The 26,102-nt window shown below is 51.3% G+C and carries 35 protein-coding genes and 2 pseudogenes; 32 read left to right on the top strand and 5 right to left on the bottom strand.

The genetic code is table 11. The annotated features are described in order from the left end of the window. Nucleotides 1-272 precede the first annotated feature (272 nt). A complete protein-coding gene (locus LA337_20225) occupies nt 273-518 on the top strand; it encodes a hypothetical protein (GenBank protein ID UBI15460.1) in 246 nt (81 codons plus the stop codon). Nucleotides 519-673: 155 nt separating this feature from the next. Further along, entirely contained in the window at nt 674-1,078 is a 405-nt protein-coding gene (locus LA337_20220) for a hypothetical protein (GenBank protein ID UBI15459.1), read from the top strand. Here the strand turns inward: LA337_20220 and LA337_20215 are convergent. Further along, nucleotides 1,038-2,081, bottom strand: a complete 1,044-nt coding sequence (locus LA337_20215; GenBank protein ID UBI15458.1) for a tyrosine-type recombinase/integrase — start codon at nt 2,079-2,081, stop codon at nt 1,038-1,040. The genes LA337_20220 and LA337_20215 overlap by 41 nt on opposite strands. Beyond that, nucleotides 2,081-2,659 carry a helix-turn-helix domain-containing protein gene (locus LA337_20210; GenBank protein UBI15457.1) on the bottom strand — a complete coding sequence of 193 codons (579 nt, stop codon included), beginning with the start codon at nt 2,657-2,659 and terminating at the stop codon, nt 2,081-2,083. Before LA337_20210 ends, LA337_20215 begins: the two co-directional genes overlap by 1 nt. 129 nt (nt 2,660-2,788) lie before the next feature. On the opposite strand from LA337_20210, the gene LA337_20205 reads away from it, so the two are divergent. The 10 genes and pseudogenes from LA337_20205 (at nt 2,789) to LA337_20160 (ending at nt 9,431) form a co-directional block, all read left to right on the top strand. Next, nucleotides 2,789-3,052, top strand: coding sequence for a hypothetical protein (locus LA337_20205; GenBank protein ID UBI15456.1), 264 nt, complete (start codon nt 2,789-2,791; stop codon nt 3,050-3,052). A gap of 30 nt (nt 3,053-3,082) precedes the next feature. Beyond that, on the top strand, nt 3,083-3,592 hold the full coding sequence (locus LA337_20200) for a phage regulatory CII family protein (GenBank protein UBI15455.1): 510 nt from the start codon (nt 3,083-3,085) through the stop codon (nt 3,590-3,592). 7 nt (nt 3,593-3,599) lie between these two features. After that, nucleotides 3,600-3,827, top strand: coding sequence for a DUF2724 domain-containing protein (locus LA337_20195; GenBank protein UBI15454.1), 228 nt, complete (start codon nt 3,600-3,602; stop codon nt 3,825-3,827). Continuing rightward, nucleotides 3,814-4,014, top strand: a complete 201-nt coding sequence (locus LA337_20190; protein ID UBI15453.1) for a hypothetical protein — start codon at nt 3,814-3,816, stop codon at nt 4,012-4,014. Before LA337_20195 ends, LA337_20190 begins: the two co-directional genes overlap by 14 nt. 69 nt (nt 4,015-4,083) lie before the next feature. Beyond that, nucleotides 4,084-4,311 (top strand): DUF2732 domain-containing protein, encoded by a 228-nt coding sequence (locus LA337_20185; protein ID UBI15452.1) that lies wholly within the window; start codon nt 4,084-4,086, stop codon nt 4,309-4,311. Next, a complete protein-coding gene (locus LA337_20180) occupies nt 4,311-4,532 on the top strand; it encodes a TraR/DksA family transcriptional regulator (protein ID UBI15451.1) in 222 nt (73 codons plus the stop codon). Before LA337_20185 ends, LA337_20180 begins: the two co-directional genes overlap by 1 nt. Continuing rightward, entirely contained in the window at nt 4,532-5,362 is an 831-nt protein-coding gene (locus tag LA337_20175; GenBank protein ID UBI15450.1) for a hypothetical protein, read from the top strand. The genes LA337_20180 and LA337_20175 overlap by 1 nt, the downstream gene beginning before the upstream one ends. Further along, entirely contained in the window at nt 5,359-7,599 is a 2,241-nt protein-coding gene (locus LA337_20170; GenBank protein ID UBI15449.1) for a replication endonuclease, read from the top strand. The genes LA337_20175 and LA337_20170 overlap by 4 nt, the downstream gene beginning before the upstream one ends. Nucleotides 7,600-7,715: 116 nt before the next feature. Next, a pseudogene (locus LA337_20165) lies at nt 7,716-7,892 on the top strand (DinI family protein). A gap of 321 nt (nt 7,893-8,213) precedes the next feature. Continuing rightward, nucleotides 8,214-9,431 carry an acyltransferase gene (locus tag LA337_20160; GenBank protein UBI15448.1) on the top strand — a complete coding sequence of 406 codons (1,218 nt, stop codon included), beginning with the start codon at nt 8,214-8,216 and terminating at the stop codon, nt 9,429-9,431. A 466-nt stretch (nt 9,432-9,897) separates the two neighbouring features. Here the strand turns inward: LA337_20160 and LA337_20155 are convergent, their stop codons facing one another. Together LA337_20155 and LA337_20150 are read right to left on the bottom strand one after the other, a co-directional pair. Then, nucleotides 9,898-10,935, bottom strand: coding sequence for a phage portal protein (locus LA337_20155; GenBank protein UBI15447.1), 1,038 nt, complete (start codon nt 10,933-10,935; stop codon nt 9,898-9,900). Further along, the gene (locus tag LA337_20150) at nt 10,935-12,704 is read right to left on the bottom strand and encodes a terminase ATPase subunit family protein (protein UBI15446.1); all 1,770 of its coding nucleotides are present in this window, start codon (nt 12,702-12,704) and stop codon (nt 10,935-10,937) included. The genes LA337_20155 and LA337_20150 overlap by 1 nt, the downstream gene beginning before the upstream one ends. Nucleotides 12,705-12,868: 164 nt before the next feature. On the opposite strand from LA337_20150, the gene LA337_20145 reads away from it, so the two are divergent. From LA337_20145 to LA337_20095, 11 genes are all read left to right on the top strand, one after another. Then, on the top strand, nt 12,869-13,732 hold the full coding sequence (locus LA337_20145) for a GPO family capsid scaffolding protein (protein UBI15445.1): 864 nt from the start codon (nt 12,869-12,871) through the stop codon (nt 13,730-13,732). A gap of 21 nt (nt 13,733-13,753) precedes the next feature. Beyond that, the gene (locus LA337_20140) at nt 13,754-14,914 is read left to right on the top strand and encodes a phage major capsid protein, P2 family (protein UBI15444.1); all 1,161 of its coding nucleotides are present in this window, start codon (nt 13,754-13,756) and stop codon (nt 14,912-14,914) included. Between the two features lie 3 nt (nt 14,915-14,917). Beyond that, the gene (locus LA337_20135) at nt 14,918-15,676 is read left to right on the top strand and encodes a terminase endonuclease subunit (protein ID UBI15443.1); all 759 of its coding nucleotides are present in this window, start codon (nt 14,918-14,920) and stop codon (nt 15,674-15,676) included. 97 nt (nt 15,677-15,773) lie between these two features. Beyond that, nucleotides 15,774-16,274, top strand: a complete 501-nt coding sequence (locus LA337_20130) for a head completion/stabilization protein (GenBank protein UBI15442.1) — start codon at nt 15,774-15,776, stop codon at nt 16,272-16,274. Beyond that, nucleotides 16,274-16,477, top strand: a complete 204-nt coding sequence (locus LA337_20125) for a tail protein X (GenBank protein ID UBI15441.1) — start codon at nt 16,274-16,276, stop codon at nt 16,475-16,477. Before LA337_20130 ends, LA337_20125 begins: the two co-directional genes overlap by 1 nt. Then, the gene (locus LA337_20120) at nt 16,468-16,689 is read left to right on the top strand and encodes a phage holin family protein (protein UBI15440.1); all 222 of its coding nucleotides are present in this window, start codon (nt 16,468-16,470) and stop codon (nt 16,687-16,689) included. Before LA337_20125 ends, LA337_20120 begins: the two co-directional genes overlap by 10 nt. Continuing rightward, nucleotides 16,673-17,182, top strand: coding sequence for a lysozyme (locus LA337_20115; protein ID UBI15439.1), 510 nt, complete (start codon nt 16,673-16,675; stop codon nt 17,180-17,182). Before LA337_20120 ends, LA337_20115 begins: the two co-directional genes overlap by 17 nt. After that, entirely contained in the window at nt 17,179-17,592 is a 414-nt protein-coding gene (gene lysB / locus LA337_20110) for an Rz-like lysis system protein LysB (protein UBI15438.1), read from the top strand. Before LA337_20115 ends, lysB begins: the two co-directional genes overlap by 4 nt. Further along, the gene (gene lysC / locus LA337_20105) at nt 17,474-17,737 is read left to right on the top strand and encodes an Rz1-like lysis system protein LysC (GenBank protein UBI18522.1); all 264 of its coding nucleotides are present in this window, start codon (nt 17,474-17,476) and stop codon (nt 17,735-17,737) included. Before lysB ends, lysC begins: the two co-directional genes overlap by 119 nt. Beyond that, entirely contained in the window at nt 17,700-18,167 is a 468-nt protein-coding gene (locus tag LA337_20100) for a phage tail protein (GenBank protein UBI15437.1), read from the top strand. Before lysC ends, LA337_20100 begins: the two co-directional genes overlap by 38 nt. Continuing rightward, nucleotides 18,160-18,609 (top strand): phage virion morphogenesis protein, encoded by a 450-nt coding sequence (locus LA337_20095; GenBank protein ID UBI15436.1) that lies wholly within the window; start codon nt 18,160-18,162, stop codon nt 18,607-18,609. The genes LA337_20100 and LA337_20095 overlap by 8 nt, the downstream gene beginning before the upstream one ends. Nucleotides 18,610-18,614: 5 nt before the next feature. Here LA337_20095 and LA337_20090 read toward each other — a convergent pair whose 3' ends face one another. Next, nucleotides 18,615-19,700, bottom strand: coding sequence for a hypothetical protein (locus LA337_20090; protein ID UBI15435.1), 1,086 nt, complete (start codon nt 19,698-19,700; stop codon nt 18,615-18,617). Nucleotides 19,701-19,815: 115 nt separating this feature from the next. On the opposite strand from LA337_20090, the gene LA337_20085 reads away from it, so the two are divergent. From LA337_20085 to LA337_20045, 9 genes and pseudogenes are all read left to right on the top strand, one after another. Then, nucleotides 19,816-20,457: a phage baseplate assembly protein V gene (locus LA337_20085; protein UBI15434.1), complete on the top strand. Its 642-nt coding sequence runs from the start codon at nt 19,816-19,818 to the stop codon at nt 20,455-20,457. Next, nucleotides 20,454-20,801: a GPW/gp25 family protein gene (locus tag LA337_20080; GenBank protein ID UBI15433.1), complete on the top strand. Its 348-nt coding sequence runs from the start codon at nt 20,454-20,456 to the stop codon at nt 20,799-20,801. Before LA337_20085 ends, LA337_20080 begins: the two co-directional genes overlap by 4 nt. A 4-nt stretch (nt 20,802-20,805) precedes the next feature. Then, nucleotides 20,806-21,714: a baseplate assembly protein gene (locus LA337_20075; GenBank protein ID UBI15432.1), complete on the top strand. Its 909-nt coding sequence runs from the start codon at nt 20,806-20,808 to the stop codon at nt 21,712-21,714. Next, nucleotides 21,707-22,318 (top strand): phage tail protein I, encoded by a 612-nt coding sequence (locus tag LA337_20070; GenBank protein ID UBI15431.1) that lies wholly within the window; start codon nt 21,707-21,709, stop codon nt 22,316-22,318. The genes LA337_20075 and LA337_20070 overlap by 8 nt, the downstream gene beginning before the upstream one ends. Further along, nucleotides 22,315-22,938 (top strand): annotated as a pseudogene (locus LA337_20065) (phage tail protein). Before LA337_20070 ends, LA337_20065 begins: the two are co-directional and overlap by 4 nt. Nucleotides 22,939-23,486: 548 nt before the next feature. After that, nucleotides 23,487-23,900 (top strand): tail fiber assembly protein, encoded by a 414-nt coding sequence (locus LA337_20060; GenBank protein UBI15430.1) that lies wholly within the window; start codon nt 23,487-23,489, stop codon nt 23,898-23,900. 131 nt (nt 23,901-24,031) lie between these two features. Next, a complete protein-coding gene (locus LA337_20055) occupies nt 24,032-25,219 on the top strand; it encodes a phage tail sheath protein (GenBank protein ID UBI15429.1) in 1,188 nt (395 codons plus the stop codon). 12 nt (nt 25,220-25,231) lie between these two features. Next, nucleotides 25,232-25,750: a phage major tail tube protein gene (locus LA337_20050; protein UBI15428.1), complete on the top strand. Its 519-nt coding sequence runs from the start codon at nt 25,232-25,234 to the stop codon at nt 25,748-25,750. A gap of 62 nt (nt 25,751-25,812) precedes the next feature. Next, complete coding sequence (locus LA337_20045) at nt 25,813-26,094, top strand: phage tail assembly protein (GenBank protein ID UBI15427.1); 282 nt, start codon at nt 25,813-25,815, stop codon at nt 26,092-26,094. Nucleotides 26,095-26,102 lie beyond the last annotated feature (8 nt).

The raw sequence follows: 26,102 nt of genomic DNA, 5'->3' as shown, positions 1-26,102 counted from the left end.
GAACCAGCGACCAAGCGATTATGAGTTCCTAACGGAACAACCGAAAATCAATAGTTTGCGTTATTTATCATTGATATAGGTTGCCACTACTTGCCAATGATTACCCAGCATTAGCCATTTCTACCGCCATTTCATCGCCATCACATTTCTTTACATGTGGAACCATTGATTCGAACCATTACAGGCCTTAACTTACTTATTGTCCTGAGTATACCCGCATGGACGTTTTTAAAGTGGTAAGGTGGCTTCCTCATATCCTGAAGGATACGGATGTGAAAAAGAAGCTTAAGAGAAAACACAAAACCTACGCTAAAAACGCAAAAAGATCAGTTGTTAAACCGAGTAAAAATGGTAGCGTTTTTGATATCGTACTGAAAACAATGAAATTAATTTCATATTGTTTATCAGCTTACCGTTCGGTTCGTGATCTTGGTTGGTTTGAGTACCTTCCAACGTTTTGGGAGAAATTAGGCGTAGAGATTAAGTTTATCGTTTTGATTATAAAGAAATATTTTTAAAAAATAAGGAGAGTCTATGAACAAGTCATATCCTCTTTCTGTACAATTTTTAGCATAAATACCACTTATTAACGGAGGGGTCCCCTCCATTCTAGCTTTTGGTGGAGATGAGTAGATCTTCTCAATTGTTAGGGTAAGCGTAACGAGGAACTGTTTTGGAACATGCTGTTATAGTCACTAAGCGAGATGGTCAAAGGGTTACGGTCGATGCGGATCGTATCCATAAGGCTATTGAACGCGCGGCTGAAGCTTGTGCCAAAACAATAGATGATGAACTCTTATCAAACTCTTATCTCGATTATGTGATGAGTGTAATCGTAGGGCGCGCGTTACCTGCGCAGTCAGGTTCAACGAGAGCTCAAAGAGTAGTGTTGAGGCATTTTTATGTTTTATTGCCCAGCAAAAAGATCATCAAGGTTTATGTCATTTGTTTGAAAAAGACATTACAAAAATTCTCGATTTGTGATGCATTATTCACCGTTACGACAATACAGCTACTCAAAGCTTCGAGTAAGTTGGCTAGATCACCTCCACCTCCTCAACATTATCTTCTATTTTGATTTTTGTTTTAAAGTCCAATGGGTTGAGCTTTACTGCATCTTCCAGATGATCGGGGGCAAAATGCGCATATCTCATGGTCATTTTGATATCGGTATGACCAAGCACGCGTTGTAAGACCAAAATATTACCACCATTCATCATAAAGTGGCTGGCGAAGGTGTGGCGCAAAACGTGGGTAAGCTGTCCTGCCGGTAGTTCGATGCCTGTTCTTTCCAAAGCAGACCGGAACGCGCCATAACAATCACTAAACAACCGACCTTTTTTATCATCGGGCAGAGACTCGTAGAGCTCTTTGCTAATTGGAACGGTACGGTTTTTTCTTCCTTTTGTGTTGGTGTATGTGATTTTGTATTTCGCGAGCTGGCTTTTTTTCAGACTCTCGGCCTCAGACCACCGAGCACCAGTAGCGAGACAGATTCTTACCACTGTTTCTAAATCAGGGTGGTCATGCCGTTTGCACTCTCCGAGCAGTAGTGAAATCTGGTCGTGAGATAACCAGGCCATTTCCATTTCTTCCGTGCGGAAAGGGCGCATATTTTTCAGCGGGTTTTCACCTTTCCACTCTCCAAGGCGATTTAGTTCATTGAACACCGCACGAAAGTAGGCCAACTCAAGATTAAGCGTGCGGGGAGATACCTCTTTCACCCTGTTTGAGCGGGCATACTCACCTTTTAATCGTTTTTCTCGGTAGCGGGAAAACATCTGCGCATCGAAATCTCGTGCGAGCGGCTCGCCCATACACTCAAAGGCATGGTGCATCGCTAACTGGCGCTTTAGTCCATCTCTCAAGGTAATGCCGTGAGCGCTATACCATGAGTCAACCAGCTCTTTCAGCGTGCGCCTGTCTTCCTTCTCTTCCTGCCACGGGTTTTGTACGGTGTATTGTTCAAACGCCAGTGCTTCGCCTTTGGTGGCGAATTTCTTTCTAATACGTTTGCCTTTTGCCCCGTTTGGGTAGAGCTCGCAAATCCAGCCGCCAGCCGGATTTTTACGGACGGTCATTAGTTAACCTCGCTGTATATACCCACCACGCGACCCAATGCTTTAATATCATCAATGCCGCACTCAAACGGAACCTTCCCGCCTGCAACATGAAGTTTTCTGCCCGGTAATTTTGTTAATTCCCGAATGCTTATTGCTCCCTCAATATCGACCAGCCATAAGCCATCAGACAATGATGCTTGCTTGTCCACAAAATAAATTTTTCCATCGGAACGAATAGCCATCCCATCAGTGAGCTGTTTTGTGAAAAATTGGGCGTCAATACTCAGGTAATTATCGGATTTGAGTGTTTCTTCACTTAATGTGAATGTATCTATCCTTTTTGCGTCAGTTGATGCTGCATTACTTGCGAATGCTTCCCCCTCTCCAGTAAGCAACCACCGAAGATTAGCACCTGTCTCAAGAGCGCAGTGAGCTGCGAAGTCATAGGAGATAGCGCCTCGGGTGTACCTGTTTGATAGTGAACTGGACGCAATATCGAAGTGGTTAGCTAATTGAATTTTCTGTGAAAAACCATAAGCCTCACAGATGCGATCGAGTACATCTACGTTGCTCCATCCTAAAGAATCTATTCTCATTTCGATAAAACCTATTTACTATCTCTCAATTGGGAGATATATTTTGGCTAAACCCACGCAATTGATGGTGAATGTTGGCAAACAGAGTCATATCAATTGCAAACTTTGGCTAATAGGGAATCATGCAACATGGCTTCTGAAATCGCAATCCTCAAAGTGCCTGCACCCATCGTTACTTTGCAGCAGTTTGCTGAGCTTGAGGGTGTTTCTGAACGTACCGCTTACCGCTGGACAACCGGCGACAACCCTTGCGTACCAATCGAACCCCGTACCATTCGTAAAGGCTGTAAGAAAGCAGGTGGCCCGATTCGTATCTATTACGCACGCTGGAAAGAAGAACAGTTACGTAAAGCGTTGGGTCATTCCCGTTTTCAACTCGTCATTGGCGCTTAATTCACTTTATGTGAATTTTAAGGATCCCACATGTTTGATTTTCAGATTTCCAAACATCCTTATTATGACGAAGCATGCCGAGCTTTCGCGCAGCGTCACAACATGGCAAAGCTGGCCGAGCGTGCGGGTATGAATGTTCAGACGTTACGTAACAAGCTAAACCCGGAACAGCCTCACCAGTTCACGTCGCCTGAGTTATGGCTGCTGACTGACCTGACCGAAGACTCAACCCTCGTTGATGGTTTTCTGGCACAGATTCATTGTCTGCCATGCGTGCCGGTTAACGAGCTGGCTAAAGACAAATTGCAGACTTATGTCATGCGAGCAATGAGCGAACTCGGAGAACTGGCGAGCGGTGCTGCATCTGATGAACACCTGACCTCTGCTCGTAAGCACAACATGGTTGAAAGCGTTAACGCCGGTATTCGCATGTTGTCATTGTCGGCGCTGGCGTTACAGGCTCGCATCCAGGCTAACCCGGCAATGTCGAGCGTGGTCGACACCATGACCGGCATTGGCGCTACATTCGGTTTGGTGTGAGGTGCCTGTGCTGAAAAATGAACCTTCATTCGCCTCTCTGCTCGTTAAGCAAAGTCCCGGCATGCATTACGGTCACGGCTGGATTGCGGGGAAAGATGGCAAGCGCTGGCATCCGTGCTGCTCACAGTCCGAATTATTAAAAGGGCTGGAAACAAAGCCGCCAATGTCGTCAGGCTTTTTAATTATTCGTATTGTCCACTTTATTATTAAAGGGATTAAACATGTCACGCGATGAATTAAGAATTGTTTTGGGAGCTATGATTCCGAATATGGAAGACGGCTTTGAAATTAAAACTCGCGACGGTGCAATACTTCGTGTTGACCCTGAGTGGGAATGCTGCAAAGAGTTTAAGGATGGCCTGAAAGCTGAAATTATCAGCCAGTTAAAAAGTAAACCTGCCGTTGTATTTGGCTATAGCTAATTAATCACAATTAATTATCTGGCGTAAACCCGCCGGGCTTCTTATTGCCCGAAATCAGGAGAGTCAATTATGCGTAATACCGAATCACGTAGTTTTAACACTGATAGCGATGCGCTGGCCGTATTGCTGACCGATGCAAAAAAAGAAGAGCGCAAAGGTCGCGCACTAGCCGTTTCAATCCGTCTTGAGGCGCTGGCTATCCATATAACCAAAGAAGGCATGAACGGCAAAGAGGCCGCCGAACTGCTGCGCCGTGAAGCTACCCGTTTTGAAAACGAATCTCAGGAGTTGCACTAATGGCCGACGTTATGGATGGAGTGCAGGAGCGCGAACAAGCTGAACGCGAGCGCCATATCAACAACGTGCGCAGCCATATCACTGCGCCTTCTCGTTTCCTCTGTGAAGTATGTGACGCACCAATTCCGGAAGCCCGCCGCATTGCGATTCCGGGCGTGGCGTTTTGCGTGACGTGCCAACAAATCAATGAGCTCAAATCTAAGCATTACAGGGGCGTGTGATGGGCGAAAGCGTGTCTGAGGTTATCCACTACCACGGAACGCCCATTTGGGGGGGCGCCGGTAACGTTCACCGTATCGCGGTAAACGGTGCTGGCGCATTCGTATCTTATGCACGGCCTGACCAACTGGCAGCATCAGTAAAATACGCCCTCTCTATTGCCATTGATAATGGAGCGTTTTCTGCCTGGAAGCGCGGCCTTGTTATTGACTGGCAGCAATTCTATCAATGGCTTATTCCTCATTATCATCATCCAAAGCTGTCTTTTTTTGTCATCCCTGATGTGGTGGAGGGCGGTGAGGCTGATAACGATGCGCTTATCGCGAAACTACCACGCTGTTTCAGGGGCAAGGCGGCACCAGTATGGCATCTTCATGAATCGCTGCACCGTCTGATTGAGCTTTGCCGGGAGTGGCCGCGAGTGTGCTTTGGTTCGTCAGGTGAGTACGCAACTATCAGAACCCAGCTCTGGCATCGAAGGATGTCAGATGCGTTTGAAACCATCTACTGCAAACATAATTTCACGACCCAAATACATGGGCTTCGCATGCTTGATGGTCGAATTCTGGGTAACTACCCACTGGCGACCGCAGACAGTACCAATCTTGCCTGTAATGTGCCGAAATTCGAAGTCAAATACCCGGAGCTCACAAAAGCAATTCGCGAAGCCGATTATGCGAAAAACCTTTCTGAAGATGAACTTAAGGCAGTCATTCTCAAACGCCGTTGCGCCATTCTGAAAAATACTATTGAGGCCGTATCCCCTCCATCGATTGCAAGCTGGCTATCAAAAGGGTTGGCTCCGCTTCAACTGGAGTTGGCTATCGCATGACGAAATATACATTTGCATACCCGTGGAATGTTCCACGGTCGGCAATAGCCAGCCCATACCTTACCTATGACCAACAGTATCGCCGCGACCGTATGTTCGCGGCTTTGCTGCATGCGAGAAAGGTGCTTTCTCTCCAGCCTGAGTGCGTGCGTTTTGATGTATATCGAACCGCTGCGGTGCTGGAGCAAAATCAGGGCAGTCAACGAGCCAATGCTTTTTTAATCAGCTTCTGCAAAAAGGCATTGCCGCGTCTTGAACTGGTCACAAAAAAATACGAGTGCGCGGGTATTAACAGCAATGTATCAGCCGCTGTTTTCGGTGGTTATTTTGATACCCAGCTTATGCAATATCTGGCGTCACGCATGGTCAATATGGTCGCCAGATTTAACCGCCTCCCGGATATGTCGCGCGCCGATATTGACCTGCTGGCCGCTGATATCGCTAATTTCATTCGTGCTGAACTGGCTGATATTGATGACACCGGATTTAGCGAACTCAAAACGCTGTACACCTGGTACATGCGCGCCGGTTTTATTTCCCTGCAATTCAACGTTACACCGCCGAAATGGGATCGTGTAACTAAAAAATATTTTGGCGAGGATGAAATCGCACCGGCAGTAATGCGCATGTTTAATGAGATTTGGTGGCGTGGTCGTTTACGTCGCATTGCGTCTGCATGGCGCGAACATCTACAAATTGCTGTTGGCAACGTCAGTAAGAAAAAACACGCCTACGCGAGTAAAAACTGCGTGACTGACTGGCGCGAGCAGAAGCGCCGCACTCGCGAATTTCTCAAGGGGCTGGATCTCGAAGACGAAGAAGGCAACCGCATTAGCCTGATTGAAAAATACGACGGCTCGGTCGCTAATCCAGCAATACGCCGCTGTGAGCTGATGGCTCGCATTCGTGGGTTTGAAAATATCTGTAATGAGCTCGGTTATGTCGGGGAGTTCTATACTCTGACTGCACCGTCTAAATACCACGCCACCACCAAAGCGGGCTACCGTAACAGCAAATGGAACGGTGCAAGCCCGTCAGACACGCAGAACTATCTCACCGGTCTTTGGGCGCGTATTCGCGCCAAGCTGCACCGGGAAGAAATCCGCATTTTCGGCATACGCGTCGCTGAACCGCATCACGATGGAACGCCGCACTGGCATATGCTTATGTTCATGTTGCCGGAGGATGTCGAGCGTGTGCGACTCATCATCCGTGATTATGCGTGGGAGGAAGACCACTACGAACTGAGAAGCGATAAAGCCAAAAAGGCGCGCTTCCACGCTGAGGCCATTGACCCGGAAAAAGGCAGCGCTACCGGCTATGTCGCTAAATACATTTCCAAAAATATCGACGGTTATGCTCTCGATGGTGAAACCGATGACGAAAGTGGTGAGTTGTTAAAAGAGACTGCTCCCGCCGTTTCAGCATGGGCGGCGCGCTGGCACATCCGTCAGTTTCAATTTATCGGCGGTGCGCCGGTGACGGTATACAGGGAGCTACGCAGAATGGCTGACCCTGAAACAGCCAGGGCGCTCAGTGTTGAATTCGCCGCAGTGCATGATGCGGCTCACTATGGACGCTGGGCTGACTATGTGAATGCTCAAGGCGGCCCATTCGTTCGCCGTGATGATTTACAGGTACGTACATTGTATGAGCCTCGAACTGAATTTAATCAGTATGGCGAAGAAACTGTGTGCATCAAAGGTGTATACGATGCCTCGATAGGTGCTGGCTCTCCTATTCTAACCCGGTTAACGCAGTGGAAGATTGTTCCAAAGCGTGCCGTTGATTTGGCCGTTGACGTTAAGGGCGCTCCTGCGCCCTCTCGGAGTTCTGTCAATAACTATACGGGAAGCGAAAGCGATCCACCGGAACTCGATTTATCAAAACCCTTGAGTCGACGTGAAAGACGAGAGCTGACAAACCGACTCAGGAAGCAAAAACCACAAATACGGCGAAAATTCATTCACGGAACGAATGAGCAAAACGTAGTTTTAGCGAAAATTATCGACGAGATACATCTGACAACTGGCATCGTTATCAGCCGGGGCGAAGCCCTGCACCTGATGGTCGGTGGTAAAAGTTGTTTTGATGGTAAATGGTTACGCGGAACGGCCAAAGGCGAAATATTTTCCGCAGCGCCATCGCATCAAGATAGAGCTAAGGAACATCAGACCAAGGCTACAGAAATCCTCAATCGCGTTGCGGTTTTAACTGAACTGGCAATGAAAATATAACCGTTAATATTCATCCATATCATGCACATACAGTGTATTTATTGGTTTTTTTCCTTCACATTTTTTATCAATACGTGTTACTGTATGTTTATACAGTATCTCGTTGTGGAGGTTGTGTGGATAGAGAATTAAGTGAGCACGTTATGATTGAGCGAGTCGAAATGATTGCGCGTCTAACGGCTGAAGGGACTTGTAAGGAAAGAGACCGTGAAATCGCATTGAATTTGATTGCAGAAATAGTGAGAGGCAACTTGATGAAAAATAACTCCTTTTCACTAGTTTTCTCTGCAACCCATGCTGAAGAACGATTAACAAAGGCTGAGTAAGTTGCGAGAAAAAACAAGTTGTATGCTGGTAGTTGGGTTGCTTGCATAGAATGGTCAGCTATTTTTTGAATCTCCCCTTATTCCAACCTCATTGGGAGCACTACTCAGTGCTCCGAAGGTTAGGTGGGGCGTAAACGGAACTCTTCCTGTCAAAACAATAATGATATTCATACAACAGGCTTAAGGTGCTATAATGCCGCGTTTTTTTAAGGTTGATTGTCAGTTATAACACAATAATAACCAATACGTTAATCGAAATGACATTTTTTATTATAAAAGGTTTTTTGCATGAGTGATAATGAGAGAAATAATGTAAAAATCTTTGATGGGATAAGAGGTGTGGCAGCCATGGCTGTCGTTTTATCGCATTCATTTTTAATGTTTATACCTTCGGTGCATTCTGGCAGTATGTTTGATAGCAAGTGGCAAGAAAATTTATTTAATAGCCCTTTTACTTTTTTCTATAAGGGGGGATCTGCTGTTAGCTTATTCTTTGTTTTGAGCGGGTTGGTTTTGTCACTGAGTTGCCAAAAAAATAATAACGAAATACGCTATATACAAGCATCAGCATTGAAGAGATACATTAGGCTTGGGGTTCCCGTAGCAGCATCTGTGATTATTTGCTATTTTATAATGTTGTTGGGCTTTTTTCCGGATAAGGATAGCCCCGCTGCATCAATGCCGTTAATGACTGCGTTTAGTTTTGATGGGAATATAGTGTCAGCCATATGGGATGCTTCATTTGGCGCTATGCTTTTTGGTAATATAAAGTATAACTATGTTCTGTGGACTATTAGTATTGAGTTTTTTGGTTCTATATTGGTATACGGATTTATATCTCTGTTTGGTGAGAACAAGACCATTCTTCGCTGGTTGTCATTTATTTCATTTGTTTGCATGTTTTTGTCTGGTAGTATTAATATAATTTATTATGGGCTTTTCCTTTCTGGTGTGTTTTTATCAACTTTCGAGATAAGTGAAAATAATGGACGGTTAAGAAAGCTTGTATCGCTTCTTATGTTGTTTATTGGCCTTTATCTTGTTGGGTATGCACCGGCGAGCACTGCGTATAAAGATCTGGTTGAATTTTACCTCTACCTTCAGTTTCAATGCGATATATTAATACAATGGCCAGAGTTTACAATATCGCTTGGTTCTTTTTTGATTATTGCTTCTGTCTTTGTGAATGGGAGATGTTTAAGGGGGATGAGCAAAAATGTAGTCTTGTTTATTGGGAGGTTGTCATTTTCAATATACTTGCTTCATCCATTTGTTATATCTATAGTTGGTTTTTGGGTTTACAAAAACATTGCGTCGCCGTCCGTTGGTGCGTTTGTTACATTTATCTTAACTTCGATGATAACTATTTTGATATCAATGCCCTTTTATTCATATGTAGACAGAAAGTCAATAATTTTGGCGTCAAAGTTCCCTGAAAAACTTAAGTTGTTCGCAATAAATTACAAGCGGATGGTGGTGGGGGGACGCCTTGATAAAGCTAATTAAACAGGGCTTCAGCAGAACGATGATCATGGATGTTTTACTTAATAGTATTTTCAGCACATTTATAGGCCAGAAGTGCAAGCATGATATGATATGAACTAAACCGGCATCTTGATGCCGGTTTTTTTATGTTATTTTCTGTTTTTAGCTGTGCATGTATAAGAAGCATGGTTTTGCATTCGCAAGGCTTGCTAGTTCTGGACGTGTAATGCCAGAGCTGGCGCAGATCCAGAGTGGTCATGCAACTGCATTAAAACCGACCCTTAAAGCGGGCAGGCGTGGCGGGGATAGCATTGCGCGCTGAGCGTGGTATTTAATTTATTTATTCAGCGCCTGGGCGCGTCGCTGTGGCGTTGTTGTTGTAGTGGGTGAGTTACGAGGTGAAGCGAAACGGCGACGGCGTGTCGTGGCGCTGAGGCGTTGTGTGCGGTGGGGGTAAAGCCGCCACGACGGGCGGCTGTGGGTGGGGTTACTCGTCGTCGCCGAGGCTATATTTTTCGAAGCGGATAATTTCTTCACCCGCCCACTCGTTCAACTCCATGAACCGTGCCTGTAGCGGGGTCAGCTCGTTACGCACAAAGACCTTTGCCACCTTCTCAACGTCACCCACTGAGCCGACGTTCTCTGGCTTACCGCCCATAAGCTGGAATGGGATGCGGTGTGCGTCAAGCAGGTCAGCGGCGCTGACTTTCTTGATATTAAAAAAGTCATCCTTCGTGGCGACTTCGCTCAGTGGCACAATTTTAATTCCGTCTGCTTTACCATTCGGCGCGTAAAAAAACAGATTCTTAAAATTGCCGAGTCCTTTTGAGTCGCGCATCGCCTTTCGCAGTGCCTCGACGTCGGTGCTGCTTTGCGCGGCGTCGGTCACATACATGATGTAACCCGCATGCGCGCCGTTCTGGTAATACTTGCGACGGAACAGGGTCGCCGATTCATTCAGCCAGGCTGAATTGAGCGCGCTCAGGTATTCCGGCATCCCGTAAAGCTCCTGATTAATATCGGGCTCGAGCAGGTGGAAGACGGAGCCGGGCGCGAACTGGTGCGGCTGCGTGTAGGACTGAATATACCAGTACACGTCATCCTCGATGCCACGGCGGGTGTATTTCGCCGGTGAGGTTTCCAGTTTTAACGGCTTGCCGGTCAGGCCGCGACGCTCTTCGATAAACGCATTGCCAAACACCAGATAGTCGAGTGCGAACCGGGTGAAGTCCTGACGGGATAACAGCGGGTGCGGGATGTAGGTCGACACCAGAATGTTACGCTTCACGTAAATCGGTGAGCTGTGGTGCACGGCGGCGCGCATACTTTTCGCCAGCCCGGAGAAACTCACCGGCGGCTCGTACCACTGGCCGTTATCGATACACTCGACATAATCGAGAATATCGCGGCGGTCGAGTACCGGCGTTGGCTCACCAAAGGTGAATGCTTCCATGCTCTGCGCCGGTGCGGCGGTGTGGTTTGGGGGGCGCGGCGGCTGCTGGCGCTTGTTGCGTTTTTTGCTCATTAGTTCCACTCCATGATGCTGGATGACTGCTCACCGGTGGCGGCGGTTAACGGCTCATTGATTAATACGTGCATGGTTGCCCAGGCGAGATCGGCGTGACTGGCCTCCTCGGTGCGGCTGGCCTCATAGGTCGAGCTGCGACCACTGCTGGTCATGGTTTTGCGGATTGACATAAACGACTGCGTGATATCGGTCGTGCTGACGTCGTACTCGAGGCAACCCCGGCGAATGGTGTCTTTGGCTTTGAGCACCATCGCGGTTTTCATTTCCGGCGTGTAGCGGATTTCCCGCGCTGCCGGGTAGAACGAGCGCACGAGCTGGAAGACGCCCTGACCGAGCCCGGTCGCATCGATGCCGATATATTCCACGGTATATTTCTGCGTGAGCTCGCGAATGGATTCGGCCTGTTGAGCGAAGTCCATCCCTTTCCACTGGTGGCGCTCGAGGATGCGGAATTTGCCACCGGCAACGACCGGCGGCGCGATAACGACGCACCCGGCGCTGTCGCCACGTAATGACGGGTCGTAGCCAATCCACACCGGGCGGTGACCGAATGGCCGGTCGGCGAATGGCGCGTAGTCCTCCCATTTCTCGAGGCTGTCGACCATGCAACGCTGTAGCTCTTCGAACGGGAATACCGACGCTTTATCGTCGACGAACTCGCACATAAACAGGTTGCGGAACTCATCGACACTGTTCTCGCGCTTCAGCGTATCGATGTTGAACAGGGTGCACCCTTTGGCGAGTGCGTCCTCGATGGTGACAATCTGCCGCCACTGGCCGTCAGGACAGGCGACGCCCTTTGCGAGTGCGGCGTGGCTGATATCGATATCGACGCGCTCGCTCTTGTCTGAGCGCCCCTTGTTGAACTGCTCACCCGACCAGAACGGGTAAGCGCCGTGCGCCAGCGATGAGGGGGTCGAAAAATAGGTCGTGCGTAAATGCTCCTGTGACGACATGCCCCCAGCGACGCGCTTCAGTTTCTGAAAGTTGGGGATCCAGAAAATTTCGTCGACATACAGGTCACCGTTGTGACTCTGTGCCGTGTTGGCATTGGTACCGAGAAACATCAGCTCCGCGCCATTGTTGCCGAGCACAATCGGGTCGCCGGTAAGCTCGACGCCAGCCTGTCGGGCAAAGGCGATAATGTATTTACGGAATACATAGGCTTGCGTCTTACTGGCCGACAAAAATATCTGGTTGTGGCCGGTCTTCAGTGCCTGTAACAGTGCCTCACGTGCAAAATAGAACGTCGCGCCAATCTGTCGCGATTTCAGAATGTGCCTGATGCGGTGCGCCAGCCCCGCGCGCCACCACTCGAGCTGATAGTCGAAAGACTGTTCGAGGAAAATCTCTTCGAGTTTCCCGATAGCCTCTTCGCTGAAAAAGTTCTTTTTCGGCTTCTTCTTTTCCCCTTTGTTGCGGTTGGCCACGTTCGGGTTTAAATCCGCTTCGCTGCCGGTCTGGCCGTAGCGGTTTACCCGCGCGAGGCGCTCCATCTGGCGCGCCAGAAAATCTGCGACCTTAAAGTCGTGAGCCGTCAGGTCAGGCTTGGCATAGAGCTGAATCAGCCGCGCCTCGAGCGTGAACTCGACCCGGTTTAACGGGGCGGTTTCTTCCCATTTATCACGCTGTTTCCAGCTCTGCACCGTAGGGCGCTTGACCTGTAACTGCTCCGCGATTTGTGGCACGGAATAGCCCTGCCAGAACAAAAGCGCGGCCTGTCGTCGCGGGTCGCTGAGTAGTGATGTGTCGTTGGTAGTGGTCATAAAACCTCACTGTGATGAGTACACGGCAAGGCTAAAGATTCAGGGGGGATGAATCGCTAACCCCCTGTTGTGTCAGGGGTTGCACTTCTGTAACCGGTGGCTGGCGAGGGAGGGAGTCGGGAAACTACATCCGACCCGATAACCCAACTCAGGACACCTGATTCATGGCTAAAAAAATTTCGAAATGGTTTCGCATCGGCGTCGAGGGTGACACCTGCGACGGTCGCGTCATCAGTGCGACCGATATTCAGGAAATGGCCGACGGCTTTGACCCGCGCGTCTACGGCTGTCGCATTAACCTCGAGCATATCCGCAGCGTTATTCCCGACAGCCCGTTTTGCCGCTATGGCGACGTCACGGAAGTGAAAGCAGAAGTGATTGACGACGATTCGGCGCTCAACGGCAAGCTGGCGCTGTTCGGCAAAATTGCCCCGCTCGACAACCTGCTCGCGATGCTGGCGAAAGGCCAGAAAGTTTACACCTCGATGGAAATTCGCCCGAACTTTGCCAACACCGGCAAATGTCACCTCATCGGGCTGGCGGTAACCGACGACCCGGCGAGCCTCGGTACCGAGTACCTGCAATTCTGTTCCCGCGCACAACAAAACCCACTGGCCGGGAAGAAAGACCAGCCGGGCGACCTGTTCTCAGTGGCAACCCTTGCCGAGCTGGAATTCGAAGACCTGCCCGACACCCTGCTGACCAAACTCAGCGACACCGTGAAAGGCATCTTCAGCCGTAAACAGACTGACGACGATGCGCGTTTCGGTGATGTACATGAAGCCGTGACCGCCATTGCCGAACGGGTGCAGACCGGCGGCGAAAGCGCTGAGGTGCGTTTCAGTGCCATTGAAACCGAACTCGCCGACGTCAAAAAAGCGCTGGCTGAACAGGCCGACGCCACCTCGCAGCAATTCAGCACTATCAAAACCACGCTGGAGCACACCGAAGACAAAACGCAGCCGCGCCGCAAGTTAAGCGCCGGTGGCGACGGTGATTCGTCTGGCTCCACGCTGACCGACTGCTAACCCCGAAGGAATACAAAACTCATGCGTAAAGAGACCCGTTTTAAATTCAATCAGTACCTGAGCCGTATCGCCGAGCTGAACGGCATCGCGACCAGCGACCTCGACAAAAAATTCACCGTCGAGCCGTCGGTGACGCAGACCCTGTTTGACAAAATCCAGCAGTCGTCCAGCTTCCTGAAGCTCATCAACATGGTGACCGTTGGCGAGCTGACTGAAGAGAAGGTCGGCATCGATGTGACCGGCTCCATTGCCAGCACCGCTGACACCGACGGCGGCGTCGAGCGTAAAACCGCTGATTTCGCGAAAATGGATGCGTACCGCTATTTCTGTCACCCGGTGAACTTCGACTATCACCTGAAGTACAACAAACTCGACCTGTGGGCGCGTTTTCAGGATTTTCAGATTCGCATTCGCAACGCCATCATCAAGCGTCAGGCGCTGGATTACATCACCATCGGCTTTAACGGCGTGAGCCGGGCGGCGACGTCTGACCGTAGCAAAAACCCGTTACTTCAGGATGTGGCTGTCGGCTGGTTGCAGAAATACCGCAATGACGCGCCTGAGCGCGTGATGTCCAGCGTCACCGACGCTGACGGCACCGTAATTTCGAACACCATCAAAGTGGGTAAAGGGGGGCATTACGCCAACCTCGACGCGCTGGTCATGGATGCTTTCGAGTCGCTGGTCGCGGAAATTCACCGCGAGAACCCGGAAATGGTTGTCATCTGTGGTCGCCGTATCCTGACCGACAAATACTTCCCGATGATTAACAAATTCCAGGCAAACAGCGAACAGCTCGCCGGTGAGCTGATTATCAGCCAGAAAACCATCGGTCAGCTTCAGGCGGTGCGCGCGCCGTTCTTCCCGGCAAACAGCGTTTTCATTACCACGCTGGATAACATTTCGATTTATCTGTACGAGGACGGTCACCGCCGCCACATCGTCGAAAATCCAAAACTCGACCAGGTGGAAAACTACGAACAGGTCAAAGTCGATTTCGTTATCGAGGACTACGAGGCCGGGTGCCTGATTGAAAATATCGAGATTCTCGAGCCGGAAGAACCCGCCACCTCTGAACCAGTGAGCGCGGAAGTCTTTGCGGCGGCAATGGTCAAGGCGATGCAGTCTCTGACAGGCAGCGCACCGGCTGAAATTGGCACCACTGACGGCAAGGAGGCATAACCGATGGCAACCCCCGCACAGCGTCACGCGATGCGGGTCTCGGCTGTCAGGGCATCGCAGCGGGATAACGCCCCGCTGCGTCATGCCTCACCTTACGAGCAAATGCTCGTCAAGCTGGCCGCAGACCGCAGGACGCTATCAGCCATTCGTTCTAAAGAGCGCAAAGCGGATAAAAAACGCGAATTACTCCCGCTGTACCTGCCGTGGGTCGCTGGCGTACTGGAAAGCGGCACCGGCGCACAGGATGACATTCTGATGACGGTGATGCTCTGGCGTCTGGATGCGGGGGATATCACCGGCGCTGTTGAGATTGCGCGCTATGCCCTGCGTTTTGGCCTGTCGATGCCGGAAAACCATTCCCGCCCCGCGCCTTACATGCTGGCCGAAGAGGTCGCGCTCGCGGCTCTCCGCGCCCGTATCGGCGGTGAGCCGGTCGACGCTGCACAACTGCTCGAGGTCATCGGGCTGACCGATGCCGCCGATATGCCTGACGAAGTGCGCGCCCGACTGCATAAGGTCACCGGTCTGACCCTGCGTGATGCCGGTCAGCTTCCTGATGCACTGGCGCACCTGCAACGCGCCTTACAGCTCGACACCCACGCCGGGGTAAGAAAAGACATTGAGACCCTCACTCGTGAGCTGAACCCGAAACCGGTCGCCGTCAAAAAAACGGCGCCGAAAGCCGCGAAAAAGGCACCCGCGAAAAAACAAGATTCACCGGTGAAACGAGGGCGGGGACGCCCGAAGAAAGTCGCCGGTTAACAGAACGCGCCCCGCGCCGGGCGGCACGCTGGTCAATGTCGGTGATTCACCGTAACTGCGACCGGCGTCCACCGCCCACCTATTTACTGAGGTACTCATGACCATGATTGTGATGAATAACCCGGCGCAACAGCGCGACCCGATGGTCATCCCGCCGGTGCCGGTCGACGAGCCGGTGATTAAAAACACGGCTTTTTTCCCGGATGTTGACCCGAAGCGCATGCGCGAAGAAATGCGCCTCGAGCAGACTGTGACGCCGGTGCGTCTGCGCCGGGCGATTAAAACCGCGATGGCCGAGACCAACGCCGAGTTAACCGACTGGCGCGACCTTCAGCTCGCCGCCGGTTACGCGCGACTTGAGGATGTGCCGACGGATGAACTCGACGGCGAAAGTGTGCGGGTTTTTCACTACTTCAACGCTGTTTGCTCGATGACGACCGCGACGCTGTACGAGCGTTACCGGGGCGTTGATGCCAGCGCCAAAGGTGACAAAAAGGCCGACAGCATCGATGACACCATCGATGAAATGTGGCGTGACATGCGCTGGTCGGTTGCCCGCATCCAGGACAAAGCGCGCTGCATCGTGGGGCAAATCTGATGAACGTCATCGCGCATCAGGGCGACACGCTCGACACGTTATGTCAGCGCCATTACGGGCGTACTGAAGGTGTGGTCGAGGCGGTATTGCTGGCTAATCCGGGGCTCGCCGAGCTGGGTGTCGTCCTGCCACATGGCACGGCGGTCAGTCTGCCTGAAGTCGACGCCGCACCGGTATCGGAGACCGTGAATTTATGGGACTGACTGTGGATAAAATCACAACCTTTCTGACCTACTGGCTGTCAGTGGTGCTGGCGTATTTCGGTACGCAGACACCGGAACGGCTCGCGCTTTATGTCGGGGGAAGCTGCGCCATTTTTACCGCGCTGGTTAACTTCTGGTACCAGCGAAAGAAATACCGCTATCTCGTCTCGATGGGGATTGATAAGGGGGTTATTCGTGGGCTCATTCGTTAAACGTTGCAGTGTGGCCGTCGTGCTGGCGCTGGCGGCACTGGTGCCTGATTTTCGTTTGCTTCACACCTCGCCGGAGGGGCTCGCGCTGATTGCCGACCTCGAGGGGTGCCGGTTGCGTCCTTACCAGTGCAGCGCGGGTGTGTGGACGTCAGGCATCGGCCACACTGCCGGGGTGGTACCGAAACGGGATATCACCGAGAAGGAAGCCGCCGCGAATCTGGTCGCCGACGTGCTGAACGTCGAGAAACGACTCGCGGTCTGTGTGCCGGTGGACATGCCACCCGCCGTCTATGACGCGCTGGTCAGCTTCGCTTTTAACGTCGGCACCGGCGCGGCCTGTCGCTCGACGCTGGTGTATCACCTGAAACACCGGCAATGGTGGCAGGCCTGTGACCAGCTTACCCGCTGGGTGTTTGTGAATGGTGAGCGTAATACCGGGCTCGAAAACCGCCGCTTTCGCGAGCGTACTTACTGCCTGAAGGGGGCGAAATGAAAACGATAGTCGTGTTGTTAGTGCTGGCCGTGGCCGGGCTGCTCTGGATGCGGCACGAAAACACCAGTCTGACCCGTTCCTTTGAGCGGGCGAATAAAGTCGCCGGTGAACAAAAAACGGTGATTACCATGCTGAAAAGCCAGCTTAAAACGGCCTCCCGTATCCGTGAGGAAAATGAGACCGCTCAGGTCTTACTGCGCGGTGAGCTCATCGATGCCGGAGCGCGGGCGCAACGCCGGGAACAGACCATTACGAGGTTACTCAATGAAAACGAACAACTTCGCCGCTGGTATAGCGCTGATTTGCCTGATGCTGTGCGCCGGTTGCACCAGCGCGCCGCCTGTGCCGACGCCGGTGATTGTTTACAACGCATGCCCGAGGGTCAGTCTTTGCCCGATGCCGGGAAGTGACCCGACCACCAATGGCGACCTGAGCGCGGATATACGCCAGCTCGAAAGCGCCCTCGAGCGCTGTGCGCTTCAGGTCAGAACAATAAAAAACTGTCAGGATAGAATCGATGTACAAGCCGAAGAGTCTGCGAAAAGCCTTAACTGACGCTGTGCCGGTGCTGGCACGAAACCCCGATATGATGCGTGTCTTTATCGACAACGGGAATCTTGCCTCGACGCTGGCGACGTCGCTGTCGTTTGAGAACCGGTACACGCTTAATGTGGTGGTGACCGATTTCACGGATGATATCGAGCTGTTACTCGTCCCGATTCAGGCATGGTTGCGCATCCATCAGGCTGACATTATGACGACCGATGAAGGGCGTAAAAAGGGATTCACCTATTTTGCCGATATCAACGACAACGACAGCACCGATATCAGTATCAGCCTGATGCTGACCGAGCGCACTATCGTTAAAGAGCAGGGGGATAAGCTCCACGTCGAACAGGCTGAAGAGCCGCAGCCGCCGGAGCCCGTTACCCGGCCAGTTGAACTGTATGTTAACGGTGAGCTCGTGAGTCGCTTGCATGAATGACTTTAAACCCTTTGACGATAAGCTCGCGGGGCTGATAGCGGCGCTGTCACCTGCTGCCCGTCGCAGAATGGCCGCAGATATCGCGAAGACCCTGCGAGCCCGTCAACAGCGCCGGATTAAAACGCAGAAAGCCCCGGACGGGACACCTTACGCCGCCCGAAAACGCCAGCCGGTAAAAGCCAAAAAAGGCCGGGTTAAGCGGGAAATGTTCGCCAAACTCCGCACCAGTCGCTTTATGAAAGCTACGGCGGGGAATGACGCGGCGGTCGTGGAATTTACCGGTAAAGTACAACGGATGGCGAATGTGCATCAGTACGGCCTCAAGGATAAGCCCGGGCGAAACAGTACGCCGGTACAGTATGATGCCCGACCATTGTTAGGTTTCCAGAGTGACGACTTGGCTATTATTGAAGTTATAATAGCCAAGGGCTTCGATATCTAATCAATTTAACTTGTCTGGAGTGTGTGGCTATTTATCAGGTCGCACACCAGTAAAAACAAAATATTCGAGGTGAATTTCAATGTTTTCTCTTCTTTGTTATAGGGTATGAACCTGAAAGAATGATCTGTTTGATCTCCATGCAGGGTTTTATTTCTAAGGAAGTAGGCGTAATGATTACAAATTGCATCAACTACTTCGGCATCATTTCTTTGGTTGTTATTTATTTTATTTGCAATGTCATTTATTGTTGTGGTTTTTAGGTTGGAGTTGGTCCAAAAGTTTTTTTCAATATCAACGTTCCTCTGAGATACTTCATTTAATCGAAAGTCTTGATATTGAGTAAGGAAGGTAGAGAAATTATTTTCTCGAGTTTTTTTATTTCCTCGTATGATGAATTTATTCTCTAACATCCTCCACCACCGAGTGGAATCCGATATATCATTACCCGAAATGGCTTGAGCGGCATTTACAGAAAGAGGGTAGTTTGCAGGGTTGCTTATTATCTCCCTCCCCATTTCATTAAGACATTCAACCTCTTGCTTTTCATTGCTGATGACTCGGTAAATTGAGTTATAGGACTTCCATATTTTTTCGAAAATGTCGTTATTGTCGTCACTACAAAGTGAACGGATTAATGTGCTCATAGCGTACAGGTATTTATTACTTTCAGGCGTGGCCTCAAAAATTATTGCCGCTTTTGCCTTGTTTATCTTTCTTATATTTGGTGCATTGTTTGACACGTTGAGATTTCGTATCTCATCACCAGAGTATACTTTATCGATGGCGTCGTCGTTATTATGACATTCTATTTTCAATATTTTAAATATGTTGCCATTCGCGACGCAGTAATAAATATATGATTTAATTACCTGAAAATAAACCTCGCTTTGATTATTGGCGAATATTTCATCGAAATTAGGCTTTCCAGAACGGCTACCGGATATTGTGATGGTATCTCCAGTGATTTCTAGTTTGTCAGTGTGATTTCTGGAGAACTTATATTTTAAATTATGACATTCAGGTACGACGGTTGCTGAGTTGTTGTTGAGCGTAATAACTATTCTAAAAGCAATGCGTTTGGAGTTTCCCATTTTTTGTATCCATTTTTTTAGACTTATATCGATAAAAACCGCCTACAAGTTGTGCTAGCGAAGGTACAGCCCCTAGCCTTTGGCATTCGTAGGTAAATTTAGCACTCTAACGTCTATGACAACATTATCACGTATACAAGAAATTTCACGCCTCCTTCGCAACCTGATACGCACCGGCGTCGTCGTCGAAGTTGACCTCGATGACGGGCGCTGTCGCGTCCAGACTGGCGGCATTGTTACCGACTGGCTTCAGTGGCTGACTACGCGCGCCGGTCGCTCACGTGTCTGGTGGGCTCCGTCTGTGGGTGAGCAGGTTTTACTGCTGGCCGTCGGTGGTGAGCTCGACACCGCTTTTGTGTTGCCCGGTATTTTCTCCGATGACCACCCCGGGCCGTCGGCATCGGCTGATGCATTTCACATCACCTTTCCTGATGGGGCTGTTATCGAGTACGAGCCGGAGACCGGCGCACTGACTGTGAGCGGCATTAAAACCGCAGATGTTACGGCGTCGGATTCCATCACCGCGACGGTACCGCTGGTGACGGTGAAAGCCGAGACCCGCATCACCCTCGAAACCCCGGAAGTGGTCTGCACCAACAAACTGACGACGGCGACGCTTGAGGTGCAACAAGGCGGCACCATGCGCGGAAACATCGAACACATCGACGGTACGTTTAAATCAAACGGCGTTCAGGTCGACAACCACGGTCACGGCGGTGTGCAAAGGGGTGGAGCCTGGACGGAGGGCACGAAATGACGACCCGTTATATCGGTATGAACAGGGAGACCGGGCTCGCCATCACTGACGCCGATCACATCCGTCAGAGCTGTGGCGATATTTTGCGAACGCCAGTCGGCTCTCGCGTGATGCGCCGCGATTATGGCTCGCTGCTGTTCTCCCTGATTGATATGCCGCAGACCGACGCGCTGAGGCTGCAAATTATGTGCGCCTGTTATATGGCGCTGCTGAAGTGGGAGCCGCGCATCAGCATCAGCTCGCTGACGGTCGAACGTCAGTTTAACGGTCAGATGATTGTTGAGCTGACCGGCGAGACCCGGGACACCGGCAAAACCCTGTCACTGACTATTCCTGTGAGTTGAATTTATGCCAACCATCGACCTGAGCCAGCTCCCCGCGCCTGACGTGGTAGAAACGCTGGATTTTGAAACTATTCTCGCGGAACGCAAAGCGACGCTGGTCTCGCTTTACCCTGAAGAACAACAGGACGCTGTTGCGCGAACTCTCGCCCTTGAGTCTGATCCACTGGTGAAGTATCTGGAGGAAAACGCCTATCGGGAGGTTATCTGGCGTCAGCGTGTGAACGATGCGGCGAAAAGCTGCACACTGGCTTACGCGAGTAATAACGACCTCGATGTGATGGCCGGAAACAACAACACCGGGCGACAGATTGTGACGCCAGCCGATGACAGCACTATCCCGCCAACACCCGCCGTCATGGAATCTGATGCCGATTTACGGTTACGCGCACAACAGGCTTATGAAGGGCTCAGCGTGGCTGGTCCGGTCGGCGCATATGAATACCACGGGCGCAGCGCCGACGGTCGGGTCGCTGATATCTCGGTTGTCAGCCCGTCACCGGCCTGTGTGACCATCACCGTACTGTCACGCGAGGATGATGGCACCGCATCCGATGAACTTCTGACCATCGTTGAAAAAGCACTAAATGCTGAAGAGGTGCGCCCGGTTGGCGACAGGGTGACGGTGCAGAGTGCTGAAATCGTGCCGTATCAGATTGACGCCACGCTGTATTTTTATCCGGGGCCGGAGGCCGAGCCAATCCGTCAGGCCGCAGAGGAAAAACTGAAGGCATACATCAGCGCACAACAGCGACTGGGTCGCGACATTCGCCAGTCGGCCATCTATGCCGCCCTGCACGTTGAAGGTGTACAGCGTGTCGAACTGGCCGCGCCACTGGCTGACATTGTGCTCAGTAAATACCAGGCATCCTGTTGCACCGAATACCGCATCGCTGACGGGGGTGCTGATGAGTGATAACCGGCTGTTGCCCGTTGGCTCGTCGGTGCTGGAGGTTGCCGCCGCCCGCGCGGCCGCAGATATCGAGCGTGTGCCGGTTCCGCTTCGCACATTGTGGAACTGGCGCACCTGCCCGGTGCGGCTGCTGCCCTATCTGGCGTGGGCGTTTTCGGTTGACCGGTGGGATGAGAACTGGCCGGAGGCGACAAAACGCAGCGTCATCGCCTCGGCGTTTTTCATCCATGCCCACAAAGGCACTATCGCCGCCTTACGGCGCGTGGTGGAGCCGCTGGGCTATCTGATTGAGGTTAAGGAGTGGTGGGAACTCAACGAAGAGCCCGGAACTTTCCGGCTTGTTGTTGGCGTACTCGAGACCGGTATCACCGATGAGATGTACCTCGAACTCGAGCGCCTGATAGAAGGGGCAAAACCGGCAAGCCGACACCTGACCGGGCTAGCTATCAGCCTGAGCACCACTGGGCGCGCTTATGTGGGCGCAAGCTGCTATGACGGCGACCTGTTAACCGTTTATCCCTATGCCGCCGGGGAAATTGTCGTCGGTGGTGAGTTTTATCCGGCTTCGGCCATTCATCTGATTGATAACCTGCGAGTAAGCGCATGACAACAAAATATTTTGCCATCCTGACCAATCAGGGCGCGGTGCGACTGGCAAACGCGACCATGCTCGGTACAAAACTTAATATCACACAAATGGCTGTTGGTGATGGTAACGGCACGTTGCCGACGCCTGACCCGGCTCAGACAAAACTCATTAACCAGACCCGCATCGCGCCGATTAATTCACTGAGCGTGGATGCTAACGACGCCGGTCAGATTATTGCCGAGCAAATTATCCCGGAAAATGAGGGCGGTTTTTTCATCCGTGAAATCGGTCTTTATGATGAAGATGGCATTTTGATTGCTGTCGCCAACTGCCCGGAAACCTACAAGCCGTTACTGGCCGAGGGGAGCGGTCGAACGCAGACCATTCGCATGATTCTTGTTGTCTCGAGCACGTCGGCAATCACCTTAAAAATCGACCCGTCGGTCGTGCTGTCAACGCGCCAGTATGTCGACGACAAGGTTATCGAGGTAAAAGCCTATGCTGACAGTTTGCTACGCACACATGAGCGGTCACGTAATCACCCTGACGCCACGCTAGATGAAAAGGGATTTGTGCGGCTTAGTAATAGTGTTTCAAGCGAAAGTGAACTGATAGCTGCCACACTGAAAGCAGTAAAAATAGTGATGGATAATGCGAATGCACGTCTGGCGAAAGAACGTAATGGCGCAGATATTCCCAATGTGGCGTTATTTTTACAGAATCTCGGTCTCTTAGACACGATAAATAAAGCTGCCGGTGCGATGCAGAAATCAGCTAATGGCGCTGATATTTCTAATGTGGCTGCTTTCAGGAATGCCCTGCAGCTTGGCTCGGCCGCGCTGGCGTCAATGGGCACTGGAAAGGACCAGGTATTGAGCGCATCACATTTCACTTTTTACGCCAGTGGAAATGGCTATTTATACATTCCCTGTCTTGCAACCACAGATAACCCAGTGAAGATAATGCTGCAATGGGGAACCATTCAGACACGCGGAGGAGAAGATGCTATCTACAACCTGCCTTATGCTTTCCCAACTGGTGGCCTGTGGGCAATGGGATGTCGGGGAACAACGGGTTACAGTCAGGCGATGAATGTTCGGCTGGCTAATCGTTCTCAAATTAGTATTCAAAACTGGGCCCCAGCCGGCTCGTTGGAAGACTGTTGTTTTTTTGCTGTGGGGTATTTATGAATAAATTTTATCAGGGTGTTTTTTATCCGGAAGCACTTAAAGAAGCATATATTTCTGCCGGAGCGTGGCCGGAGAATGCCGCCAGTGTGAGCGATGAGGTCATGGCTGTTTATAGCCAGTATCCACCAAAAGAGAAAATGCTCGGGACGGATAAAAATGGTTATCCTGTATGGGTTGATATCCCAGCCCTGTCTGCAAAACAACTGGTCGCTCAGGCTGGGCAAATGCAACGCGAATTACGCACCGAAGCAGAGTCTGAGATTTGCTGGCGACAGGATGCTGTTGATTCTGGAATTGCCAGCGCAGAAGAAATTAACGCCTTAGCTGAGTGGAAAAAATACCGGGTATTACTTATGCGCGTTGACATCTCCAAAGCACCGGATATCGAGTGGCCGGTTAAGTATGAGTAAGGCAAGGCGGGCATAAGCTCGCTTTTTATTCTTCTCATCTGTTGTGTCAGCGTTCGCAGAACCCTGACAAATAGCCCCCTGTAAATGTACACCCGACAATATCACTCACCCCAACTAACGGAGTTAAACGGATGAGTGATTATCATCACGGTGTCGAGGTCGTCGAAATTAACGACGGCACCCGCACAATCTCGACGGTATCAACAGCGGTCGTTGGTATGGTCTGTACAGCCAGCGATGCTGACGCCGGGGCATTTCCGCTCAATGAGCCGGTGCTGATTACCAACCCACAAAGCGCCATCGCAAAAGCCGGTACTAAAGGTACCCTGGCAAAATCCCTACAGCTCATCGCTAACCAGTCAAAACCGGTTGTTGTTGTCGTGCGTGTCGCAGAGGGTACCGGCGAAGGCGAAGAGGCACAGGCGCAAACCATTTCGAACATCATCGGCACCACGGATGAGAACGGCAAATACACCGGGCTGAAAGCACTGTTAACGGCAAAAGCGGTCACCGGCGTGAAGCCCCGTATTCTCGGTGTGCCGGGTCACGATACTCAGGAAGTGGCGACCTCGCTTGTCTCCGTGGCTCAGAAACTGCGCGCTTTCGCCTATGTCAGCGCGTGGGGCTGTAAAACCATTTCTGACGTCATTGCCTATCGTGAGAATTTCAGCGCACGTGAACTCATGATTATCTGGCCTGAATTCCTCGGATGGGATACCGCGACCAGCGCCACAACGACCAGCTACGCGACCGCCATCGCGCTGGGTCTGCGCGCCAAAATTGACAATGACACCGGCTGGCACAAAACCCTGTCAAACGTCGGCGTCAATGAGGTCACCGGTATCAGCGCATCCGTCTTCTGGGATTTGCAGGAAAAAGGCACCGATGCTGACCTGCTGAATGAGGCCGGTGTTACCACGCTGATTCGTGCCGATGGTTTCCGCTTCTGGGGTAACCGTAATTGCTCCGATGACCCGCTGTTTCAGTTTGAGAATTACACCCGCACGGCACAGGTCATCGCCGACACAATGGCCGAGGGGCATATGTGGGCGAACGATAAGCCCATTACCGCGACACTGATTCGCGACATTATCGACGGTATTAACGCGAAATTCCGCGAACTGAAAAGCGGTGGTTACATCATCGATGCGACGTGCTGGTTTGACGAAGAGGCCAACAGCAAAGAATCCCTGAAGGCCGGGAAGCTGTTTATCGATTATGACTATACGCCTGTCCCGCCACTCGAACACCTGACCTTACGCCAGCGCATCACCGATAAATATCTGGCGAATCTCATCTCATCCGTCAACAGCAAATAAGGAGCCTGACAAATGGCATTACCGCGCAAGCTCAAACTCATGAACCTGTTTATCGACGGGGTGAGTTATCTCGGCGTCGTGCAGTCCGTCACGCTGCCAAAATTAACCCGAAAGCTCGAGAGGTATCGCGGCGGCGGGATGAATGGCTCAGCCTCGGTTGACCTTGGCCTCGATGACGATGCGCTGTCGGCTGAAATCTCGCTCGGCGGTTTTCCTGATGATGCTGTCTGGTCGTTATATGCCGCCACCGGTACGGCCTCCGTGCCGCTACGTTTTGCCGGGTCTTACCAGCGTGATGACACCGGCGAGACCGTGCCGGTTGAGGTTGTTCTCCGTGGCCGTCAGAAAGAAATCGACCTCGGCGAAGCCAAACAGGGCGAAGACACGGAGTCGAAAATCTCGCTCGAGTGCTCGTACTACAAGCTGACCCTCAACGGTAAAGATATGGTCGAAATTGACACCGTGAACCTCGTCGAAATGGTGAACGGTACCGACATGCTCGAGGCACACCGACAGAATATCGGCCTGTAATTATTGTCCCGGTCAGCATGGCTGGCCGGGCATCCTGAAACCTGAATTTAACGAGATATATCATGGAAAAAACTAACGAAAATATCGTCACTCTGATTAAACCCATCAAGCGCGGCGAGCAGGTAATTTCCGATGTCACCCTGTTAAAGCCGTGTGCCGGAACCCTTCGCGGCGTCAGCCTGGCATCTGTCGCAAACTCTGACGTCGATGCGCTGATTAAAGTTCTGCCACGCATGACCATGCCGTCGCTGACCGAGCAGGAAGCCGCCGCGCTGGAGCTGCCCGACCTGCTGTCGTTTGCCGGTAAGGTGGTCGGTTTTTTGTCACCGAGTTCGGCGGCGTAACCTTCCCG

Origin of the sequence: Citrobacter europaeus (assembly GCA_020099315.1) — a bacterium.
Lineage (GTDB): Bacteria > Pseudomonadota > Gammaproteobacteria > Enterobacterales > Enterobacteriaceae > Citrobacter > Citrobacter europaeus.
Note: the sequence above shows the minus strand (reverse complement) of the source record. Positions and strands in the feature narration are given on the sequence as shown.

What these genes read in the sequence shown, in the direction of transcription:
- LA337_20215 (UBI15458.1), bottom strand. Translation starts at nt 2,081, where the DNA reads ATGACCGTCCGTAAAAATCCGGCTGGCGGCTGGATTTGCGAGCTCTAC.
- LA337_20210 (UBI15457.1), bottom strand. Translation starts at nt 2,659, where the DNA reads ATGAGAATAGATTCTTTAGGATGGAGCAACGTAGATGTACTCGATCGC.
- LA337_20205 (UBI15456.1), top strand. Translation starts at nt 2,789, where the DNA reads ATGGCTTCTGAAATCGCAATCCTCAAAGTGCCTGCACCCATCGTTACT.
- LA337_20200 (UBI15455.1), top strand. Translation starts at nt 3,083, where the DNA reads ATGTTTGATTTTCAGATTTCCAAACATCCTTATTATGACGAAGCATGC.
- LA337_20190 (UBI15453.1), top strand. Translation starts at nt 3,814, where the DNA reads ATGTCACGCGATGAATTAAGAATTGTTTTGGGAGCTATGATTCCGAAT.
- LA337_20185 (UBI15452.1), top strand. Translation starts at nt 4,084, where the DNA reads ATGCGTAATACCGAATCACGTAGTTTTAACACTGATAGCGATGCGCTG.
- LA337_20180 (UBI15451.1), top strand. Translation starts at nt 4,311, where the DNA reads ATGGCCGACGTTATGGATGGAGTGCAGGAGCGCGAACAAGCTGAACGC.
- LA337_20175 (UBI15450.1), top strand. Translation starts at nt 4,532, where the DNA reads ATGGGCGAAAGCGTGTCTGAGGTTATCCACTACCACGGAACGCCCATT.
- LA337_20170 (UBI15449.1), top strand. Translation starts at nt 5,359, where the DNA reads ATGACGAAATATACATTTGCATACCCGTGGAATGTTCCACGGTCGGCA.
- LA337_20160 (UBI15448.1), top strand. Translation starts at nt 8,214, where the DNA reads ATGAGTGATAATGAGAGAAATAATGTAAAAATCTTTGATGGGATAAGA.
- LA337_20155 (UBI15447.1), bottom strand. Translation starts at nt 10,935, where the DNA reads ATGAGCAAAAAACGCAACAAGCGCCAGCAGCCGCCGCGCCCCCCAAAC.
- LA337_20150 (UBI15446.1), bottom strand. Translation starts at nt 12,704, where the DNA reads ATGACCACTACCAACGACACATCACTACTCAGCGACCCGCGACGACAG.
- LA337_20145 (UBI15445.1), top strand. Translation starts at nt 12,869, where the DNA reads ATGGCTAAAAAAATTTCGAAATGGTTTCGCATCGGCGTCGAGGGTGAC.
- LA337_20140 (UBI15444.1), top strand. Translation starts at nt 13,754, where the DNA reads ATGCGTAAAGAGACCCGTTTTAAATTCAATCAGTACCTGAGCCGTATC.
- LA337_20135 (UBI15443.1), top strand. Translation starts at nt 14,918, where the DNA reads ATGGCAACCCCCGCACAGCGTCACGCGATGCGGGTCTCGGCTGTCAGG.
- LA337_20130 (UBI15442.1), top strand. Translation starts at nt 15,774, where the DNA reads ATGACCATGATTGTGATGAATAACCCGGCGCAACAGCGCGACCCGATG.
- LA337_20125 (UBI15441.1), top strand. Translation starts at nt 16,274, where the DNA reads ATGAACGTCATCGCGCATCAGGGCGACACGCTCGACACGTTATGTCAG.
- LA337_20120 (UBI15440.1), top strand. Translation starts at nt 16,468, where the DNA reads ATGGGACTGACTGTGGATAAAATCACAACCTTTCTGACCTACTGGCTG.
- lysB (UBI15438.1), top strand. Translation starts at nt 17,179, where the DNA reads ATGAAAACGATAGTCGTGTTGTTAGTGCTGGCCGTGGCCGGGCTGCTC.
- LA337_20100 (UBI15437.1), top strand. Translation starts at nt 17,700, where the DNA reads ATGTACAAGCCGAAGAGTCTGCGAAAAGCCTTAACTGACGCTGTGCCG.
- LA337_20095 (UBI15436.1), top strand. Translation starts at nt 18,160, where the DNA reads ATGAATGACTTTAAACCCTTTGACGATAAGCTCGCGGGGCTGATAGCG.
- LA337_20090 (UBI15435.1), bottom strand. Translation starts at nt 19,700, where the DNA reads ATGGGAAACTCCAAACGCATTGCTTTTAGAATAGTTATTACGCTCAAC.
- LA337_20085 (UBI15434.1), top strand. Translation starts at nt 19,816, where the DNA reads ATGACAACATTATCACGTATACAAGAAATTTCACGCCTCCTTCGCAAC.
- LA337_20080 (UBI15433.1), top strand. Translation starts at nt 20,454, where the DNA reads ATGACGACCCGTTATATCGGTATGAACAGGGAGACCGGGCTCGCCATC.
- LA337_20075 (UBI15432.1), top strand. Translation starts at nt 20,806, where the DNA reads ATGCCAACCATCGACCTGAGCCAGCTCCCCGCGCCTGACGTGGTAGAA.
- LA337_20070 (UBI15431.1), top strand. Translation starts at nt 21,707, where the DNA reads ATGAGTGATAACCGGCTGTTGCCCGTTGGCTCGTCGGTGCTGGAGGTT.
- LA337_20060 (UBI15430.1), top strand. Translation starts at nt 23,487, where the DNA reads ATGAATAAATTTTATCAGGGTGTTTTTTATCCGGAAGCACTTAAAGAA.
- LA337_20055 (UBI15429.1), top strand. Translation starts at nt 24,032, where the DNA reads ATGAGTGATTATCATCACGGTGTCGAGGTCGTCGAAATTAACGACGGC.
- LA337_20050 (UBI15428.1), top strand. Translation starts at nt 25,232, where the DNA reads ATGGCATTACCGCGCAAGCTCAAACTCATGAACCTGTTTATCGACGGG.
- LA337_20045 (UBI15427.1), top strand. Translation starts at nt 25,813, where the DNA reads ATGGAAAAAACTAACGAAAATATCGTCACTCTGATTAAACCCATCAAG.